The 18,583-nt window shown below is 29.8% G+C and carries 18 protein-coding genes and 1 tRNA gene; 11 read left to right on the top strand and 8 right to left on the bottom strand.

Annotation, left to right across the window (positions count from 1 at the left end; translation table 11 throughout):
* The first annotated feature begins 77 nt into the window (after positions 1-77).
* Both rplT and L8W56_RS01595 read left to right on the top strand, forming a co-directional pair.
* On the top strand, positions 78-431 hold the full coding sequence (rplT, locus tag L8W56_RS01600) for a 50S ribosomal protein L20 (RefSeq protein ID WP_039617097.1): 354 nt from the start codon (positions 78-80) through the stop codon (positions 429-431).
* Complete coding sequence (locus L8W56_RS01595; RefSeq protein WP_263659197.1) at positions 409-1,308, top strand: DNA ligase; 900 nt, start codon at positions 409-411, stop codon at positions 1,306-1,308. Before rplT ends, L8W56_RS01595 begins: the two co-directional genes overlap by 23 nt.
* On the opposite strand, the gene L8W56_RS01590 is transcribed toward L8W56_RS01595, so the two are convergent.
* From L8W56_RS01590 to L8W56_RS01575, 4 genes are read right to left on the bottom strand one after another with little or no spacing between them, the layout of a single operon-like run.
* Positions 1,285-2,100 carry a metal ABC transporter permease gene (locus L8W56_RS01590; protein WP_263659196.1) on the bottom strand — a complete coding sequence of 272 codons (816 nt, stop codon included), beginning with the start codon at positions 2,098-2,100 and terminating at the stop codon, positions 1,285-1,287. The two genes, L8W56_RS01595 and L8W56_RS01590, sit on opposite strands and share 24 nt — an antisense overlap.
* Positions 2,093-2,842, bottom strand: a complete 750-nt coding sequence (locus L8W56_RS01585) for a metal ABC transporter ATP-binding protein (protein WP_263659195.1) — start codon at positions 2,840-2,842, stop codon at positions 2,093-2,095. The genes L8W56_RS01590 and L8W56_RS01585 overlap by 8 nt, the downstream gene beginning before the upstream one ends.
* Positions 2,842-4,170, bottom strand: coding sequence for a DUF1007 family protein (locus tag L8W56_RS01580; protein ID WP_263659194.1), 1,329 nt, complete (start codon positions 4,168-4,170; stop codon positions 2,842-2,844). The genes L8W56_RS01585 and L8W56_RS01580 overlap by 1 nt, the downstream gene beginning before the upstream one ends.
* Positions 4,167-5,012, bottom strand: a complete 846-nt coding sequence (locus L8W56_RS01575) for a metal ABC transporter solute-binding protein, Zn/Mn family (RefSeq protein ID WP_263659193.1) — start codon at positions 5,010-5,012, stop codon at positions 4,167-4,169. Before L8W56_RS01575 ends, L8W56_RS01580 begins: the two co-directional genes overlap by 4 nt.
* A 127-nt stretch (positions 5,013-5,139) precedes the next feature.
* On the opposite strand from L8W56_RS01575, the gene L8W56_RS01570 reads away from it, so the two are divergent.
* Together L8W56_RS01570 and L8W56_RS01565 are read left to right on the top strand one after the other, a co-directional pair.
* Positions 5,140-5,487 carry a Fur family transcriptional regulator gene (locus tag L8W56_RS01570; RefSeq protein ID WP_220566989.1) on the top strand — a complete coding sequence of 116 codons (348 nt, stop codon included), beginning with the start codon at positions 5,140-5,142 and terminating at the stop codon, positions 5,485-5,487.
* Complete coding sequence (locus L8W56_RS01565) at positions 5,487-6,185, top strand: class I SAM-dependent methyltransferase (RefSeq protein WP_263659192.1); 699 nt, start codon at positions 5,487-5,489, stop codon at positions 6,183-6,185. Before L8W56_RS01570 ends, L8W56_RS01565 begins: the two co-directional genes overlap by 1 nt.
* A gap of 9 nt (positions 6,186-6,194) precedes the next feature.
* Here L8W56_RS01565 and pyrC read toward each other — a convergent pair whose 3' ends face one another.
* From pyrC to L8W56_RS01545, 4 genes are read right to left on the bottom strand one after another with little or no spacing between them, the layout of a single operon-like run.
* A complete protein-coding gene (gene pyrC, locus L8W56_RS01560; protein WP_263659191.1) occupies positions 6,195-7,187 on the bottom strand; it encodes a dihydroorotase in 993 nt (330 codons plus the stop codon).
* An 8-nt stretch (positions 7,188-7,195) separates the two neighbouring features.
* Positions 7,196-7,426 carry a helix-turn-helix domain-containing protein gene (locus L8W56_RS01555; protein WP_012660796.1) on the bottom strand — a complete coding sequence of 77 codons (231 nt, stop codon included), beginning with the start codon at positions 7,424-7,426 and terminating at the stop codon, positions 7,196-7,198.
* Positions 7,411-7,782, bottom strand: coding sequence for a diacylglycerol kinase (locus L8W56_RS01550; protein ID WP_133319123.1), 372 nt, complete (start codon positions 7,780-7,782; stop codon positions 7,411-7,413). Before L8W56_RS01550 ends, L8W56_RS01555 begins: the two co-directional genes overlap by 16 nt.
* Entirely contained in the window at positions 7,782-9,329 is a 1,548-nt protein-coding gene (locus L8W56_RS01545) for a phosphoethanolamine transferase (RefSeq protein WP_263659190.1), read from the bottom strand. The genes L8W56_RS01550 and L8W56_RS01545 overlap by 1 nt, the downstream gene beginning before the upstream one ends.
* A 99-nt stretch (positions 9,330-9,428) precedes the next feature.
* Here L8W56_RS01545 and L8W56_RS01540 point away from each other — a divergent pair, with 99 nt between their 5' ends.
* The 7 genes from L8W56_RS01540 (at position 9,429) to L8W56_RS01510 (ending at position 18,346) form a co-directional block, all read left to right on the top strand.
* A complete protein-coding gene (locus L8W56_RS01540) occupies positions 9,429-10,187 on the top strand; it encodes an exodeoxyribonuclease III (protein ID WP_263659189.1) in 759 nt (252 codons plus the stop codon).
* 69 nt (positions 10,188-10,256) lie between these two features.
* Positions 10,257-10,331: transfer RNA gene (locus tag L8W56_RS01535), tRNA-Glu, on the top strand.
* Between the two features lie 218 nt (positions 10,332-10,549).
* Positions 10,550-11,014, top strand: coding sequence for a BspA family leucine-rich repeat surface protein (locus L8W56_RS01530; protein WP_263659188.1), 465 nt, complete (start codon positions 10,550-10,552; stop codon positions 11,012-11,014).
* A gap of 132 nt (positions 11,015-11,146) precedes the next feature.
* Complete coding sequence (locus L8W56_RS01525; RefSeq protein ID WP_263659187.1) at positions 11,147-13,426, top strand: anaerobic ribonucleoside triphosphate reductase; 2,280 nt, start codon at positions 11,147-11,149, stop codon at positions 13,424-13,426.
* Entirely contained in the window at positions 13,398-13,907 is a 510-nt protein-coding gene (nrdG, locus tag L8W56_RS01520) for an anaerobic ribonucleoside-triphosphate reductase activating protein (protein WP_263659186.1), read from the top strand. Before L8W56_RS01525 ends, nrdG begins: the two co-directional genes overlap by 29 nt.
* A 67-nt stretch (positions 13,908-13,974) precedes the next feature.
* Positions 13,975-14,628: a superoxide dismutase [Fe] gene (sodB, locus tag L8W56_RS01515; protein ID WP_263659185.1), complete on the top strand. Its 654-nt coding sequence runs from the start codon at positions 13,975-13,977 to the stop codon at positions 14,626-14,628.
* A gap of 298 nt (positions 14,629-14,926) precedes the next feature.
* Positions 14,927-18,346 (top strand): autotransporter outer membrane beta-barrel domain-containing protein, encoded by a 3,420-nt coding sequence (locus L8W56_RS01510; RefSeq protein ID WP_263659184.1) that lies wholly within the window; start codon positions 14,927-14,929, stop codon positions 18,344-18,346.
* Positions 18,347-18,583 lie beyond the last annotated feature (237 nt).

Raw genomic sequence — 18,583 nt, 5'->3', positions numbered from 1 at the left:
GACGAAAGTCATTCAAACTCCCCTTATTTTAAAGGGCAAGATTCGTTTAACGAACGCCAATTTGTGAAAGGATAAATATGGCAAGAGTAAAAACAGGTGTTGTAAGACGCCGCAGACATAAAAAAGTTTTAAAACTTGCGCGTGGTTTTTATAGTGGTCGCCGCAAACACTTTAGAAAAGCTAAAGAACAATTAGAAAGAAGTTTGGTTTATGCGTATCGTGATAGACGCCGCAAAAAACGTGATTTCCGTCGTCTTTGGATAGTACGTATCAATGCAGCTTGCAGACTAAATGATATTAGTTATTCAAGATTTATAAATGGTCTTAAAAAAGCAGGCATTGAGCTTGATAGAAAAATCTTAGCTGATTTAGCGATGAATGACGCAGCTGCTTTTGCCAAAATCGCAGATGCTGCTAAAAAAGCACTTTAATCTTGCTGCAAGGCTTTTTATAAGCCTTGTTTTTCTCTTTGCTTTCTTCTTAAATTCTCTTTTTGCTAAAGATATTTTGCTTTTTAAAGTTTATGATGAAAAAGCATTTAAAGATGTAAATTTAAGCCATTATCTCATGAGTGAAAAACTTGATGGTATAAGAGGTCTTTGGAATGGTAAGTCTATGCAAACAAGAGCAGGAAATACTATAAAACTTCCTTTATTTTTCACAAAAAATTTTCCTAAATTTGAATTAGATGGAGAACTTTGGATAAAAAGAGCTTCTTTTGAAGAAATTTCATCTTTAATACGCCAAGAAAATCCTGATGAAAAACTTTGGCAAAAAGTAAGTTATAATGTCTTTGATGTGCCAAATGCTTGTGAGGAATTTAAGCTTGATCCTTGTACCTTAGAAGCAAGATTAGAAGTTTTGAAAAAGTATTTGGCTAAAAACTCAAATGATTATATAAAAATCATCCCACAAATTTCCATTAAAGATAAAAATCATTTAAAGCAGTTTTACCAAGATATCATTTCGCATAAAGGCGAGGGTGTGATCATAAGATTAAACAACGCACCTTATGAAAAGAAAAGATCAAATAATGCTTTTAAACTAAAACCTTTTGATGATACAGAATGTGTTGTAAAAAAGCATTTTGAAGGTAAGGGAAAATTTGAAGGTAAATTGGGATCTTTACTTTGTGAAGCAGTGATTGAGGGTAAAAAAGTGAGTTTTAAAATAGGCTCAGGTTTTAAAGAAAGTGATCGTTTAAACCCTCCGCCAGTTGGTGCTATAATTACTTTTAAATACAATGGTTTAACCAAAAATGGCAAACCAAAATTTGCTAGTTTTTTAAGAACGAGGGAAGTTTTTTAAAGCATTAATTCCTAAAAATATAGCAAAAGCAACACATGAGATCATAATGATACTAGCACCACTTGAGATATTAAAATAATAACTCACCATCAAACCACTTAAGCAAAAACATAAACTCAAAATACTTGAATAAATCATCATCCAACCAAGTTTTTTACTAATACCTTCTGCTATAAAGCTTGGTATGCTTAATAAAGCCATGGCTAAAATTAATCCCACAAGTCTAATACCAATAACTACGCACAAGCTTATCATAAAAATCAAAAGATAATAAAATAAATTAGTGTTAATCCCTCTAGTTTGAGCAAATTCGCTATCAAAGCTTATGATTTCAAATTGTCTATAAAAGCATAATAAAATAATGATAAAAATGATATCTGCACCAAGCATAAGCCAAATGTCTTCATTAGAAACGGTTAATATATTGCCAAATAAATATGCCATTAAGTCGTTATTGTATTTTGGGCTTAAGTCTATAAGTATGATTCCTATAGCCATACCAAACGCCCATATGACAGCTATAATGCTATCGCTTCTGTTTGGATAGTGTTTGCTTAAATAAGCCACTATAAAAGCTAAAATCAAAGTAAATAAACTTGTGCTAAGTAAAACGGGTAAAGAAAAGTAAAATGCTACTCCAATGCCACCAAATGCCCCATGTGTAATGCCACCAGCCATAGACATAAGCCTATTTACCATTACCAAACTTCCTATACAACCACATGCAATGCTTACTAGCACACAAGAAAATAAAGCATTTTGAAAAAAGTTAAAATTTAAAATTTCAAGCATTACATTCCTTACATAGGCAAGAATTTAAACTCATTTCAACATCGCAAAAATGAGAATGGTTTTGGTATAAGTGTTTTATATAGTTGATTTTATTTGGATCTTTAATGTTTTTGTGTATAAAAATTTCTTTGTTTAAATATGCGATTTTATCACTATATGCTAAAGTTATGTTAATGTCGTGACTAATGCATATAATACCTATGCCATTTTGATGAAGTTGTTTTAAAAGCTCAAAAATTTGTATAGCATTTTTAGTATCTACACTTGCTGTAGGCTCATCTAATATAAGCAATTTACACTCTCCTACTAAAGCTCTTGCTATGAGCACTCTTTGTCTTTGGCCGCCGCTTAAAGAATGGATAGTTTTATCCCAAAAATCTTCCATAGATACTTTTTTTAGAGCATCTAGAGCTAACTCTTTGTCTTTTTTGGTGTAAAAACCAAAAGTTTTATGATTTATCCTTCCCATAAGCACGACTTCTAAGACTCTAGTTGGAAAATTGGTATTAGTTAGAGTGTTTTGTGGGACATAGCCTATTTGACTTAAATTTATATTTTTAAATTCAATTATATTTTTACTTTTTAAAAGTCCAAATATGAGTTTTATAAGGGTTGATTTTCCACCACCATTTGGTCCTATGATAGATAAAAAATCATTATTATCATAGCTTAGATTGATATTTTTTAACACAAGTTCTTCATTATAAGAAAAATTTAAATTAGATATTCGAAATAATTCCACTAAAATACACCTTCTTTGGTATTGATGAATAAAAATAATCCAAATGATATCATAAATATCAAAGCTAGATACTCTAGTAAGGTTCTTATTTTTATAGTTTTGACATTTTGGTGAATTTTATTTGCCCCTATAGCAAATAAAAATAATACAAAACACATTCCCAATGTCACAAACACAGCAGAGCTTAAAGCATAAAAAAAGTTGAATTTATACGCAAAAATAAAAAGTAATATAACACCAGGACAAGGCACCAAAGAAGCTCCTAGTATGACTACCCATTCACTTGTTTTATGTGAGTGGCAAGAGCATGAGCAAGAGTTTTTATGAAGTATCTTTTTGCTTAGCATAAAAAGAGCTATAAAAACTATAAGTAAACTTGTAAATTTTGTAAGAATAAATCCAGCCATATTGATATCTTTGAGTAATTTCTCAAGGATAATTATACCAATGCTTACAAGTAAAAATGCACTCATTATATGCACTATGCCTATTTTTAATACAAAATAAAATATTTTAGAAAATGAGCTTTTGTGTGTTAAAAAATACGAACTTGTAAGCATTTTAGAATGACCTGGTGCACTAGCATGAAAAACGCCATATCCAAAAGATATGATTAATAATATTAAAAATGTTTGTATATTAAATTCTTGTTGAAGAAGTTGCTTGATATACAATAAAATATTTTCGTTAAAAATTTGCAATTTATTTAAAAAATCATCTATAAAATTTGGACTTTGCTTGATTTGAATTTCTGCAAAGGTTGTATTTGGTGTTTTGCCTTTTTGTGCTTGTAAAAATATGAGATTTAAATTGGGATTTGCACTTAGATAATAGTTTGAATTCAAAGTGATAAAATCTTGCGGTATAAATTTAAAACTAAAAAATCCTTCCTTATCTTCAAATCTTATGCTAAATGTGTTATTTTCTTTTATGGGGATGTTAAGATTTACTTCAAAAGTGAAAAATAGTTTCGTTTTATCTAAGATTAATTTGGCATTTAAAAATTTTTCTATGTAAATTTTTTCATCTAAATTGTAAAATTGAAATTGCATTAAAAATTGTCTTGGCTCTATATAATCTAAAAGAGTATATTTAATATCAGTAAGTTCGTCTTTGTCTAAAGTATTATTATAATTTATATCATAGTTTTGAAGCAGTATTTTTATAAAATCTTGCGAAAATTCCCAAGTTACATAAATTTTATTGATGTTATCATCACTTGCGTTAAAGTCTAATTTTACATTTGCCGTTGGAGTATAAGCTGCACACAAAGCACAGCTTAATACTTTTTGAAAGCATATAAAAGCTAGTATTAAAATGATTTTCATTCTAAAGCCATTTTTAATGCTTGTATGGTTTTTAAAAGTTCTTTATCCCAATCTTTAGCCAAATGATCGATAAAAACAATTTTTGCGTTTAATTCTTTAGATAATACTTTAGCCGAATTTTCACTAAAACCAGGTTGGACAAAAATAACCTTTATGTTTTTTTCTTTGGCTATTTTTATTAGTTTTTGCAAATCTTGAATTTTTGGCTCTTTTCCATCAATTTCCACAGGAATTTGGATGAGGTTGTATCTTTTTGCAAGATAATTCCAACTAGGATGATAGACTATAAATTCTCGGTGTTTGATATCTTGTAAATTTGTTTTGATTACTGAATTTAAGTCATCCAATTCTTTAAGAAAATTTTCTAAATTTTTTGCATAAAAGTCTTTATTTTGTGGAAAAGTTTGACTTAAAGCTTTATAGATATTTTGTGCTTGTATTTTTACTAAAATAGGATCTAGCCAAGTATGAGGATCGTTTTTACCATGCTCATGTTCATCGTGGTCATGTTCATCAGTCTCATCATTTTCCAGTAATGATATGCCATCATTAATATTAACAATTTTGACATTTTTGAGTGTGTTTTTAAATTTGTTTTCTAGGATTTTTTCAAGTTCTAAATCGGCAAGAAAATAAATTTTGCTTTTTTCAAGATTTTTAATCATCATAGGTTTAAATTCTACATTATGTTCATTAGAATTAGGTGAAATCAAGATATTAATTTCAACACTATCTTTAGCAATCTTTTCTACAAAAAATGCTTGAGGTGGTATGCTAACACTCACAATAGGTTTTGAAAAAGCAAGTGCGCATGATAATAACAATAACAATATTTTTAACATTATTTCCTCCTGATTATCTAAAATTTATGTAATTATATATAATGCAACTTAGTTGCAACTTAAAAATTAAGTTGCATTTATAAAACTTTTTTTGTGGTAAAATACATTTATTTTCTAAGGTAGAATTATGGAAGCTATTGATTTATTAAAAAAACATGATATTTCTATGACAACTTTACGAGTGGAAATCTTGCAAATTTTATCTCTTGCTAAAACCCCATTAAGTTATGATCAATTTAATCTCAAAGCAAATAAAACTAGCTTTTATAGAAATATGGAGCTTTTTGAAAAAAAGGGTATTGTTAATAAAAGTCAACTTGATCGCAAAAGTTTTTATGAATTAGCAGATCATGCTAAAGCACATTTTATATGCGATGTATGTCATGAGATTAGTGATGTAAAAATGCCTGAAATTAAAGGGATTATAAAAAGTGTTGTGATTAAAGGAATTTGCCAAAAATGTGAGAATGAATAATGAATTTATGGAATAAAAAAGCAAAAAGCTATGCAAGATATAGTTCTAACTTAAACGAAATTCAAAAAGTTACTTTTGCAAAACTTGGATCTTTACAAGGCAAAATCATGGTGGATATAGGCTGTGGGAGCGGTGTTTGGACTTTGCATTTAGCACAAAAAGCAAAAAGTGTTTTGGGTGTAGATAGCTCTAGTGTTATGCTTGAAATTTTACAAGAAGATGCAAAAACCCATGCCATATCAAATGTAAGAACCCTAAATTTAGACTTTGAAAACTTTTATAAAAACAATAACACAAATTTTGATTTAGCTTTTTTGAGCATGTCTCCTGCTTTGCAAAATGAAAAAGACTATAAAGCTTTTTTAAGCTTAGCTTCTAAAAAAGTATATTTAGGCTGGGCGAGTAGGCGCAAAAGTAGCTTTTTAGATCCTATATTTGAGCATTTTAACACGCATTTTAAAGGTTTTTATGAAGAGGATTTGCAAAGTTTTTTAAATGTACAAAGTATCCCTTATGAGTATGAAATTTTTAATGAAACTAGAGTGGTAAAAAGAGATAAGGATAGTGCGATAGAAAATGCCTTATGGCATTTGAGTATGAATGGCATTAATGCAAACAAACAAGAGTTAGAAAGCTTTGTAAAAGATGAGGTAGAAGAGATTATAAAAGCTAAGATAAAACTTTTGATTATTGATTAAATTTCAAGGCTAAATAACCTTGAAATTTAAAGTTTTTCCCGCCATAAATGGCACCACATCGCCGTATTTTTGCGCTACTTGCCATTCTTGTTTTTCTAAAGTGATGATTTTATCTTTTTCAAATTTAAGATTATAGATTTTACAAGCATTATCTGAAATAAATTTTTGTAAATTTGTTTCATTTGAGTGTTTTTCAAAAAGTTCAGCTAATACAGGTAAAATTACCGGTGCGCTAAATACGCCAGCTGCACACCCGCAGCATTCTTTAGCGTGCAATGGATGAGGTGCGCTATCGCTTCCAAACATAGCCTTTTCATAGCCGCTAAAAGCAAGCTCACATAAAGCGTCTTTGTCTTCATAGCGTTTTGCAATAGGCTTGCAAAACAAATGTGGATCCATCTTAGCACCTACTACATCATCAAGTGTTATCATTAAATGATGTAAAGTGATAGTTGCGTATAAATTTTCATAATCTTTTAATAAACCACACAAAACCTTAGTGGTAATATGTTCCATTACAATTTTTAATTTTGGAAAATTTTTAGTTAATTTTTCATAGATTTTAGCAAAATTTGCCTCTCTATCCATTACAAAATCATTTGTTTCTCCATGTACAAGTAAAGGCAGGCCAAGCTCGCTCATAGCATTTAGTGTAGGTTTTAACTTTTCTATATCAAAGCTTGAAATTCCATTATCTGAATTTGTAGTTATGCCTGCAGGATAAAGTTTGATAGCAAAAATTTCATCTTTAGCTTTTTCTAAAAAATTCTCATCATAGTCTTTAAAAAATAAAGTCATCAAAGGCGTAAAATCTTCATTTTTACATGCTTTTAAAATGCGTTTTTTGTAAGCTTTTAGTGTATTTATTTCAGTAAGCGGAGTGATTAAATTTGGCATGATAACTCCCGCTTTAAAGTCTTTTGCGCTAAATGGAGCTACAAGTTCAAGCATGCTTTCATCGCGTAAATGTAAATGCATATCCAAAGGGTTTTTAAGCGTCATTTTATCTCCTATTTGAGTTTATATAAGCCGTTTTTGAGCTTTTCAAGCAAAGCTTTTTCTTCTAAAAATTTAAAAGTAGAAATGATGGTTGGTTTGCTGATGTTTAACTTTTTAGAAAGTTCTTCGATATTTGCAAAGACAAAGCCATCTTCATTAGCATGAAGGGCTAAAAATTCTAAAATTTCAAAGCGTTTTTTACCAAAGATTTTTATGCATAGTGTTTTTACTTTATCATCCATTCTCTAGCCATATTAAAAAGAATAAAACTCCAAGTAATTATAGCCAAAACAACGCTAAAAAACACCCCAGCGCTCGCACAATCTTTTGCTTTTTTAGCTAAGATGTGAAATTCGCTCGTACAAAGATCCACGCAAGCTTCTATGGCAGAATTTAATGCCTCTATAATTAAAATCAAAACTAATACTAAAATAAGCACAAAATGTTCTAAAAAACTCACAGGTAAAAATAAGCTTACAAAAATCAAAGGTAAGATAATGGCAAATTCTATTCTAAAAGCCATTTCATCTTTAAGCAAGAATTTAATGCCACTAAAGGCATAACTTGCATTTTTAAATAAAGAATACTTTGGCTTCATTAAGGATTTTCCTTTAAATTTTTACTATATAAGTCATAGTTTTCTTCATATTCTTTAGTTTGGACATTAAAATATCCTAATAAACTTGAAAAAATATTATCTTGAGATAATTTATAATCTTTCTTTTTTTGTAATTCTTGGATTAAATTATTATCTTTGCTCCAAAGAATCATAGGAACATGAGTTTGTTCTTTTGGTGCTATGAAATAGGGCATTCCATGAAGGTAAATTCCATTTTCTCCTAAACTTTCTCCATGGTCTGATACATACAACAATGAGGCATTTTGTGCAGGACTTTGCTTTAATAAGTCAATAAGACTTTTGATGATAAAATCTGTATAAAGTAAAGTATTGTCATAGGTATTAGTTAATTCTTCTTGCGAGCATTGTTGTAATTCATTTGTATCGCAAGTTGGCGTAAATTTTTTAAACTCATTTGGATAGCGCTTAAAATAAGCTGGTCCATGAGAACCTTGCAAATGAACGACTATGATTTTACTTGAAGATGGATTTTGTAATTGTTCTTTTACAAGCTCAAGTAAACTCTCATCATAATCTTTTGAAATCAATTTATGTGCTATACGATCGCAGTTTCCTTTGCAACCTCCAGAATTATTTCCAAGCCAAACACTTTGAACTCCAACTCTTTGTAAAATATCTAAAGCATTTTCTTCATAAAGACTATTGTCAAAAGTAGCTCTTTTGTGTCTTGAAAATATACAAGGTAAACTTCTAGCAGTTGCTGTCCCGCAAGAGCTTACATTGTCAAAATATATTAAATTAGGTTCGTTTTTGGTGTAAAAATTAGTATCATTTTTGGTATAACCACCCAAAGAATAGTTATTTGCTCTAGCGGTTTCCCCTATGACTAAAATCATAGTTTTGTTTAAGTCTTTTTCCATTTTCGCATCTAAAGCTATCTTTTGAAGTTCTTTTTCTGGAATAACTTCTAATTTTATATATTTAATTGCTGAATAAATTTGATAAAAAGGAGTGTTATAAACTCTTACTTCATTATAAGTTCTTAAAAATGGTACAATACTTTTTGAAAAAATTCCAAGCAATCCAAAAGCAACAAATAAAGCAACAAATAAAGTACTAAATTTGATGATTAAATGTTTTTTGATATTGTGATATTCTATTTTGGTTTTTATAACTAAAAATGCTGGAATCACAAAAGTAAAAAATATATAAACAAAAATATTAAAATTAATCAGATCACGTACTTCTTTTTGATCAGTTTGCATAGCATTTCTAATCATATCATGATCTATAATAACACCATAATTGATCATAAAATAACTACTAATTGAACTCACACCTATTAAAAAAATCATTAAAATCTTGCTAAGATAAGGCAAAAATAATAAAGCGAAAATTCCAACTAATAGTGCAAAATATATAATTATATATAAAATAATGGAAATATCATTATTATGAGGATGTAAATTTTCGTGAATATAAGAAAACAATTTCAGATTGATACTAGTTATATAAAAAGCACTCAAAATAATAAATTTAAGCCACGATATATTAAAAAATTTCATGAAATCCTTTCAAAATTAAAGATTTAATTATAAATAAAAATGGTTAACTTAATATCTTTATGGTATGATTTTGCTTTTTGTAAGTTTAAGGATTAAATTATGAAATTATTATCATGGAATGTAAATGGCCTAAGGGCAATTTGTGATAAAAATGCACTTGATTGGATTGAAAAAGAAGAAATTGATTTTATAGGTTTTCAAGAAATCAAAGCACACGAGGATAAATTTCCAAAAAGAATTTATGAGTATCCTTTTAAACATATGTATTCAAATAGTGCTAAAAGAGCAGGGTATTCAGGCGTAATGAGCTTGTGTAATTTTGATTGTGAGGTAAAAAAATGTGAGTTTTTTGATGATGATGAAGGTAGAGTTTTAGAGCATAGCTTTAAAAATGTAGTTTTGTTTAATATTTACTTTCCAAATGGTCAAAAAGATGAAGAGCGTTTGAATTTTAAAATGAAATTTTATAATAATTTTTTAGTGTATTTAGATAAACTTTTAAAAGAAGGTAAAGAAATTATCATCTGTGGAGATGTTAATACCGCACATCGTGAGATAGACTTAACCCACCCAAAAGCTAATGAAAAAACTTCAGGTTTTCTACCGATTGAGCGTGCTTGGATAGATGATTTATTAAAATTAGGTTTTATAGATACTTTTAGGCATATAAATGGCGATGTTAAAGAAAAGTATTCGTGGTGGAGTTATAGAATGAAAGCAAGAGAAAGAAATGTAGGCTGGAGGATTGATTATTTTTTCATTTCTAATGGCTTAAAAGATAAACTTAAAAATGCTTTTATAAGAGATGATATTTTTGGCTCAGATCATGCTCCTGTAGGGATAGAAATCGATATTTAAGGTATTTTTTAATGCCTTAAATAATTATTAAGTAAAAATTGTTATAATTTCATCTTAAAACTGCAAAATGGCCCATTCGTCTAGCGGTTAGGACATCGCCCTTTCACGGCGGTAACACGAGTTCGAGTCTCGTATGGGTCACCACTTACTATTTTATATCCGCTTTTTTTGATAATCATTGTCATATTTTACAAAAAGTTACATTGTTCGATTTAAATATTTTTTATTTGTTTTATCTTATTTAAATTAAGTTTATTTTAAAATACTTATTATTAATATATTGAAAGTTATTGTTAATAATTTGTAAATTTTTACATTGACTTCACACTTGTTTTTTAAAATATACAAAAAAGGAGGACAAAATGTATAGACCTAAAAGCAAAAATGAGTTAATGAATTTGGTGCATAATGAAAGAATTTCTCTAAGGGATATTGATGTATCTTTGATTGATGATTTTTCTTATGTATTTTATTATTCTAAAAGATTGGATTTTTTAGGTATTGAACATTGGGATGTATCAAATGCTAAAGATATGTCTTATATGTTTTTTAATTGTGTTAATTTTAATCATTCTTTATTGCATTGGAAAACTTCAAATACTACCAGAATGGCACATTGTTTTGAAAACTGCCATGCATATGAGCATAGCGTTGCAAATTGGGATGTGCAAAATGTAATTACTATGGCATATCTTTTTCACAATTGCAAAAATTTCCATCATGAATTAGATGAGTGGAATATCCAAAAGGATTGTAATACTGAAAAAATGTTTGGAAATCGTGGTATTGATAAACTTTATGCAGTAAAAGGTATAGAGTTAGAATAAACAAAATTCACACAATTTTTGTGTGAATTTTTCTTTTATCTTTTTAAGTTTTTCATCAAGTTTTTGTACTAAACTTATCTTCATAAAGCGTTATTTTTTAGCTTCTAGAGATTATTTTTTAGGAAAATTTACATGAAAATAAAATTTATTACAAAAAGAGATAAAAGTCAAGTTGCATTTGATATTTTTAAAATTAAAAATGCTATTTTTAGAGCCAATATAAACCCTACTGATAAAAAATTAGAAAATGATGAATTAGGTAGGCTTTGTGATGAGGTTGTAGCTTTGCTTGATGAAAATCATGCACAAGTAGAACAAATTCAAGATAAAGTTGAAGAGGTTTTAATAAAAAATGCTTTAATCAATACTGCAAAATCTTATATATTATACCGCCAAAAAAGAACACAAATCCGCAATGGTAGCTATGATTTGCTAAATTTGTATGATGATTTAACTTTCAAAGATTCTAAAGAAGCTGATTTAAAAAGAGAAAATGCTAATATCAACTCAGATAGTGCTATGGGTATGATGTTAAAATATGGTTCAGAAGGAGCAAAATACTATGTAGATGAGTGTATTTTACCAAAACATATCACAAATGCACATAAAAATGGCGATATACATATACACGATAAAGACTTTTATATGCTAACACAAACTTGTTGTCAAATAGACTTGTTAAAGCTTTTTGAAAATGGTTTTAGCACTGGACATGGAAGTTTGCGTGAGCCAAATGATATTAGATCCTACGCTTCTTTAGCTTGCATTGCCTTGCAGGCTAATCAAAATGAAATGCATGGGGGTCAATCTATACCAAATTTTGATTTTGCTATGGCAAAGGGTGTGGCAAAGACTTTTCAAAAAGAGTATAAAAAGGCTATAAATGCTTTTTTTGAAATAAAATTAGAACAAAACCTAGACGAGCAATGCTTTAAAAATGCTAATTTTCAAGCTTCAAATGAAAAAGAATGTTTCAAAGAGCTTTTAAAGCTTGATTTAAATAGTGATGAGAATTTTTTAAAACAAGCAAATGCTTATGCTTACAAAAGAGCATTAAGGCAAACCCAAGATGCGACTTTTCAAGCTATGGAAGCTTTGGTGCATAATCTTAATACTATGAACTCAAGAGCAGGAGCTCAAGTGCCTTTTAGCACGCTAAATTATGGCACCGATACTTCTTTTGAAGGGCAAATGGTAATAGAAAATTTACTCAAAGCCACGATGAAAGGCTTAGGAAATGGTGAAACACCAATTTTTCCTGTGCAAATTTTTAAAGTAAAAGAAGGTATTAATTATAATGAAAAAGATCCAAACTACAAGCTTTTTAAACTCGCTATAGAATGTGCTTCTAAAAGACTTTTTCCAAATTTTAGCTTTTTAGATGCAAGCTTTAATGCAAAATACTATAAAAAGGGTGATTATAATAGCGAAGTAGCTTATATGGGTTGTAGAACTAGGGTTATGGCAAATGTTTATGATGAGAGTAAAGAAATCACAAGCGGCAGGGGAAATTTAAGCTTTACGAGTATAAACCTTGTGCGTTTAGCCATAGAAGCTAAAGGAAATTTAGAGCTTTTTTACTCACTTTTAAAAGAAAAATTAGAGCTTGTGTATGAGCAATTACTTCATAGATATAAAATTCAAAGTCTAAAAAAGGTTAAAAATTTCCCATTTTTAATGGGCGAGGGAATTTGGATAGATTCAGATTCTTTAAAAGAAAATGATAGCGTAGAAAAAATCATAGCACACGGGACTTTAGCTATAGGTTATATAGGACTTTGTGAGAGTTTAATAGCTTTAGTAGGTTCTCATCATGGACAAAGTCAAGAAGCAAGGGATTTAGGTTTGCAAATCGTGCGTTTTATGCGTGAATTTGTCGATGAAAAAGCACTCAAAGATAAGCTTAATTTTTCACTCATAGCTACCCCAGCTGAGGGTTTAAGTGGAAGGTTTTTAAAGCTAGATCAAAAAAAATACGGCATTTTAAAAGGCATAACTGATAAAGATTTTTATACTAATTCTTTTCATATTCCTGTGGATTTTCCTATTAGTATATATGAAAAAATTCAAATAGAAGCCCCATATCATGAGCTAAATAATGGTGGGCATATTACTTATGTAGAATTAAACGGCGATGTGAGTAAGAATTTAGAAAGTTTTGAACGCATTATAAAATGTATGAAAGAAAGCAATATAGGCTATGGCTCGATTAATTTCCCACTAGATAGAGATCCGGTATGTGGTTATAGTGGTGTGATAGATGAGTTTTGTCCAAAGTGTCATAGAAAAGAAGATGATATTAAATTTGAACGCATAAGAAGAATCACAGGCTATTTAGTAGGAACGCTTGATCGTTTTAATGACGCTAAAAAAGCTGAAGTTCATGCAAGAATTAAACACGATCTTTCTTAGATTAGCAGGTGTCATAAAAGAATCCATAGTCGATGGCTATGGTTTGCGTTATGTGATTTTTACTCAAGGCTGCCCTCATCATTGCAAAGGTTGTCATAATCCACAAACACATGATTTTAACAAAGGATATTTGCAAGATTTAGCAAGTTTGTATGATGATATGTGTAAAAATCCTTTGCTCCAAGGTGTTACTTTTAGTGGCGGGGAGCCTTTTATGCAAGCAAAAAATTTAAGTATTCTGGCAAAGCACATTAAGGCTTTAGGACTTGATCTTACTATATATACAGGTTTTACTTATGAAGAGCTATTGCAAGAACAAGCTATGAAAGAATTGCTTATCTTAGCTGATGTTTTGATAGATGGGAAGTTTATTTTAGAGCAAAAAGACTTATCTTTAAAATTTAAAGGTAGTAAAAACCAACGCATTGTTGATGTAGCAAAAAGCTTAGAGCAAGGCAAAGTAATACTTTTTGAAAAATAAAGACTCATTTAGTCTTTTTTAACTTAACTATGTTAGAATGCTATAAAATTTAAAAAAGGAGAACAATATGTTTGAATTAAGAAAACTACCTTATGAAGCAGACGCTTTTGGAGACTTTTTGAGTGCAGAAACTTTTGCATTTCATCATGGCAAACACCATCAAACTTATGTAAACAACCTAAACAATCTTATCAAAGATACTGAATTTGCAGGAAAAGATTTAGTTTATATCATACAAAACTCAAATGGCGGAATTTTTAACAACGCTGCTCAAGTGTATAATCATGACTTTTATTTTGACTGCATTAAGCCAAAAACATGCTGTGGCTGTGGCTGTTCTTTAAGTGATGAGTTTAAAGCAGCGGTTGAAAAAGACTTTGGTTCTATGGAAAATTTAAAAGAAGAATTCATCAAAGGAGCTACAGGAGTATTTGGTTCTGGTTGGTTTTGGCTAGTTTATAACACTCAAAATCAAAAATTAGAATTAGTAGCTACAAGCAATGCTGCTACACCTATCACTGAAGGTAAAGTTCCACTTTTAGTAGTTGATGTGTGGGAGCATGCTTACTATGTAGATCACCGTAATGCACGCCCTGTGTATTTAGATAAATTCTACGCACACATTAACTGGGAATTTGTAGTAAAAGCTTATGAATGGGCTATCAAAGAAGGTATGAATTCAGTAAGCTTTTATGCAAATGAACTTCATCCTATAAAATAAGAAAAAAGTCTCTTATTTTTAAGAGGCTTTTTTTAATCAAAGCTAAATTATCTTAAGAATAACAACAATAAAAATATCCTAATTTACACAAATAATTAACAAAAGCACTATCATATTTAAAAAATATTAATAATTATTTTTTATCATTACAAAAAATTTTAATAAATCAAGGAGTTTTAATGTCTTATTTTATGGGGGGGGGGTATGTGAAAATAATCCCACTTTAAAATCATCTTATTCAAACAATAATCTTTCTTTTGTTAAAAAAACTTTCTTATCTTTAGCGACTATATCTTTTTTGGCAACCTGTGCCAATGCTAGTATAGTAACTATAAATGGTCAAAATTCTAATAGTAGTATTAAAAATACTAAAACCAAACAAGTAAAAAATTCAAAAAATATTAGTGGTGGTAATTGTAGTGGTACAGAGTGTACTATAAATGATAAACAAACAGGAACAGTAACCATAAATGGAAGTGATGGTGGTACTTTAACTATTAACAAGGGTGGTAGTGTTACAAACTCAAGTAAACATGCTGTAGAAATTATGGATAGTGCTACTAATGTAACCATTAATAATGCTGGTACAATAAAAAGTACAGCTAATGGTAATAATCATGGTATAGAAATATGGGATAGTTCTACTGTAGATAAAATAACTAATACAGGTTTAATTGAAGGCTCTAGTGCCGGTGTTAGTGTAACAACCAAAAATACTACTTTAAAAAATTTAGAAAACAGCGGAACTATAAAAGGTGGTTCTAATGGTATAAAAGTTGATAATGGAGGTAAATTAGAAACGCTTAATAATACAGGTACCATAATTGGAAGTGGAAGTCATGGTATTAGAGTTGATAGTGCTACATTGCAAAATTTAAAAAACAGCGGAACTATAAGTGGAAATGGTTATGGTGTTTATATTAGGAACTCTACATTAGATAATTTAGAAAACAGCGGAACTATTAATGATGGCAACGCTGCTGCCATTTTTGTTTATGGAGGAAATATTGGAACTATAAACAATTCTGGTAATATAATTTCTACAGGAACTAATGATTGGAGTGCAGCTATTAAGCTAGAAGGCGGTGGTAAAATAGAAAATATTACTAATACGGGCACTATAGAATCAAATCATGATGGAATTGCTGTATCTTATGGTAAATTTGAAACTCTAGACATAAAAGATGGTGGAATAATAAAAGCTAAAAGACATGGTATAAATATAAGTCAATGGCAAACATTAGGAGATTTATATGTTGATAATGCTAGTATTTATGGAGGAGAAAGTGGTATTTTATTAAGTACAGGTTCTACTACAAGCGATATATCTATAAAAAATGGTGGCGTGGTATATGGTGGTGATTATGGGATGTATTTTGATCACGCATATTTAAATCAAAACACAACTATAGCTGGAGAAAATTCTGCAATACATGGTGGAATTGCTGGAATTTATTTAAGCAGAGGATCTGCTTTAAAAGGAACTATTGAGGTTAAAGATAAAGGTATGATCTCAGGTGGTGAGAATGGATTTGGTATTGTAAATGCTGATAGTGCTAATATAGGTGGATCTATTTTAATCAATAGCGGTGGTGTGGTTGCTGGTATTTTAAATAAAGATAATGCTAAGATTACCGGAACTATAAAAGTGGATGGAGAAGGCTCTTCTATAGTAGGTGGTATAATAAATCAAGATAATGGTAAAATAGAGGGTTTTATAGAGGTTAATAATAAAGGACAGATAGATAGTATCATCAATGCTGGAAGTGGAGAGATTAGCGGTAGTGTAAAAGTAGATAATCACTCTAAAGTTGAGAATATTATCAATGGTGCTTTGGCAAGTTCTTTTTATAATAATGGAGTTTCTACTGGTAAAATTTCAGGAGATGTTAGCGTTGATAATGGAAGTATAGTTGGAAGCATCATCAATGCTGGGCAAGGAGAGATTACTGGTGGTATTAAAGTTGATCATAGTAGCGAAGTTACTAATATTTCTAATTCTGGTAATGGGCTTATTAGTAGTGATGTTAGCGTTGATAATGGATCGAAAGTAGGCAATATCATTAATGATGATTATGGAAAAATTACAGGGGATGTATCTATAGGTAAAGATTCTTCTGTAGATAAGATTATCAATAGTGGTCATGGTAATATAGGCGGAGATATTACAAACAATGGTAATTTAGGCTCAATTAACAATAGTGGTTCTATCAGCGGTTCTATTGAGAATAACAACGGTGATTTAGAAATCAAAAATGATGGAGATTTAGGTGGCTCTATCACTGTAGGTAGTGGCGGCGGTAATACTTCTATTTCAAATGGTTCCAATGGTAATATCGGCGGTGGTATAGTTAATAATGGTAATAATGATGTTAATATAGATAACCAAGGTACAGTTAAACCTGATAAAGATGGTAATCACATTACTAATAATGGTAATGGTAATGTTGTTGTAGATGATTGGATAGTAAAACCAAATGAAGATGGTAGCTTTGATGGAGCTATTAATGTAGGCGGTAGTGGTAGTGGTTCTACAAATATAGATAATATCACAGTAGATACTTCAGATCCAAATTTTGATGCAAGCAAACCTATCAATCCTGACAATATAGTTAATAATACTGGCAGTGGTGGTAACATAGGAGTAGGTAATGTTGGTTCAAACAATGATTTATTAAATTTAGTTTATGATCCTATAGCAGGACAATATAAAACCTTAGCAGATGTAAGTGCTGGTGTGGGTTCTGTTATGGCTCAAACAATAATTAACACTTATATGATGAGATCATTCTTCCTTGATACTGTTTTAGACGATGCATCAAGAATGGCTTACAAACATGCAAGAATACACAATAATCATAAAACAAATAAAGACTTAGTAGGTTTTGATACAGATGAGCATTATCACGGCTTTATATTGCCTTATTTTTCATCTAATAGCATTAAGCTTTTAGGAACAAATGATTATTCTAAAGGAAATACTAAAGGTGTAGTAGCAGGTTTTCATACCTTAAAAGATATAGGTATGCTAGGAGCATATGTAGGAACCGAAGAAGCTAATATGGATACTAAAGATTACTTTTCTTTAAAAATGCAAACAGTGTATGCTGGTTTGAAGTATTCTAATATTTTATTAGAAGATGAGATAAAAGAAGCCTTTTTTAAATTCCATACCAAAGCAGCATATACCAAAAATGATGTGCAAAAATTTGTTGATAAAGGAAAAAGAGAGGCTAATGGTAATACAGATACCTATGGTTATGGAGCAAGTATTGGAACCGGTATGAATTTTTATTTAGATGGGGCAGATAATATAATTACTCCTGAGGTGTCTTTAAACTATGAAGGTGGTTTCACAAAAGCTTTCAGCATGCATGGAGATGGAGCATTAAATCATGAAAGATATTATAAGAGTGAATTAAATCTATTTTCAAGTACGGCATCTCTTAAATGGCTTAATAAATGGCATCCGCAAATTAGCACTTCATTTGAAGCAGGTGCAAGAATTAATTTTAATCCTGAAGTAGAATCAAGAGTAAATTTTGCAAACTTAAAAGCAAGTGAAACCTTAGATTTGCCAAGAACTTATCAATATGCAAGTGCGTCTTTGATTTTTTCTTTGGCAGAAGATTTAGAAATGTCATTTAATTATAATGGAACTTTTGCAAATAATTCTCATTCGCATACGGGATTTTTACAGTTTGACTTTATATTTTAATAATGATTAACTAAGCCTTTTAAGGCTTAGTGTTTAATTAATTGCCCAGAGTTTGCTTAAAACAGATTATAAAATGACAAAATAAAAATTTAAAAAAGCACAATTGGTACAATAAAGTTAAGAATGTGCCAATGTTGAATATAAAAACTATAAAAATTTTTAGTATTATAAATAATTTAAAAACAATAAACTCCTTATTAAATACACTCTATCACATTAAGCTTATTTTTAAGCTCA

The sequence above is a fragment of the Campylobacter sp. IFREMER_LSEM_CL1085 genome (genome assembly GCF_025772235.1).
GTDB lineage: Bacteria > Campylobacterota > Campylobacteria > Campylobacterales > Campylobacteraceae > Campylobacter_D > Campylobacter_D lari_D.
Note: the sequence above shows the minus strand (reverse complement) of the source record. Positions and strands in the feature narration are given on the sequence as shown.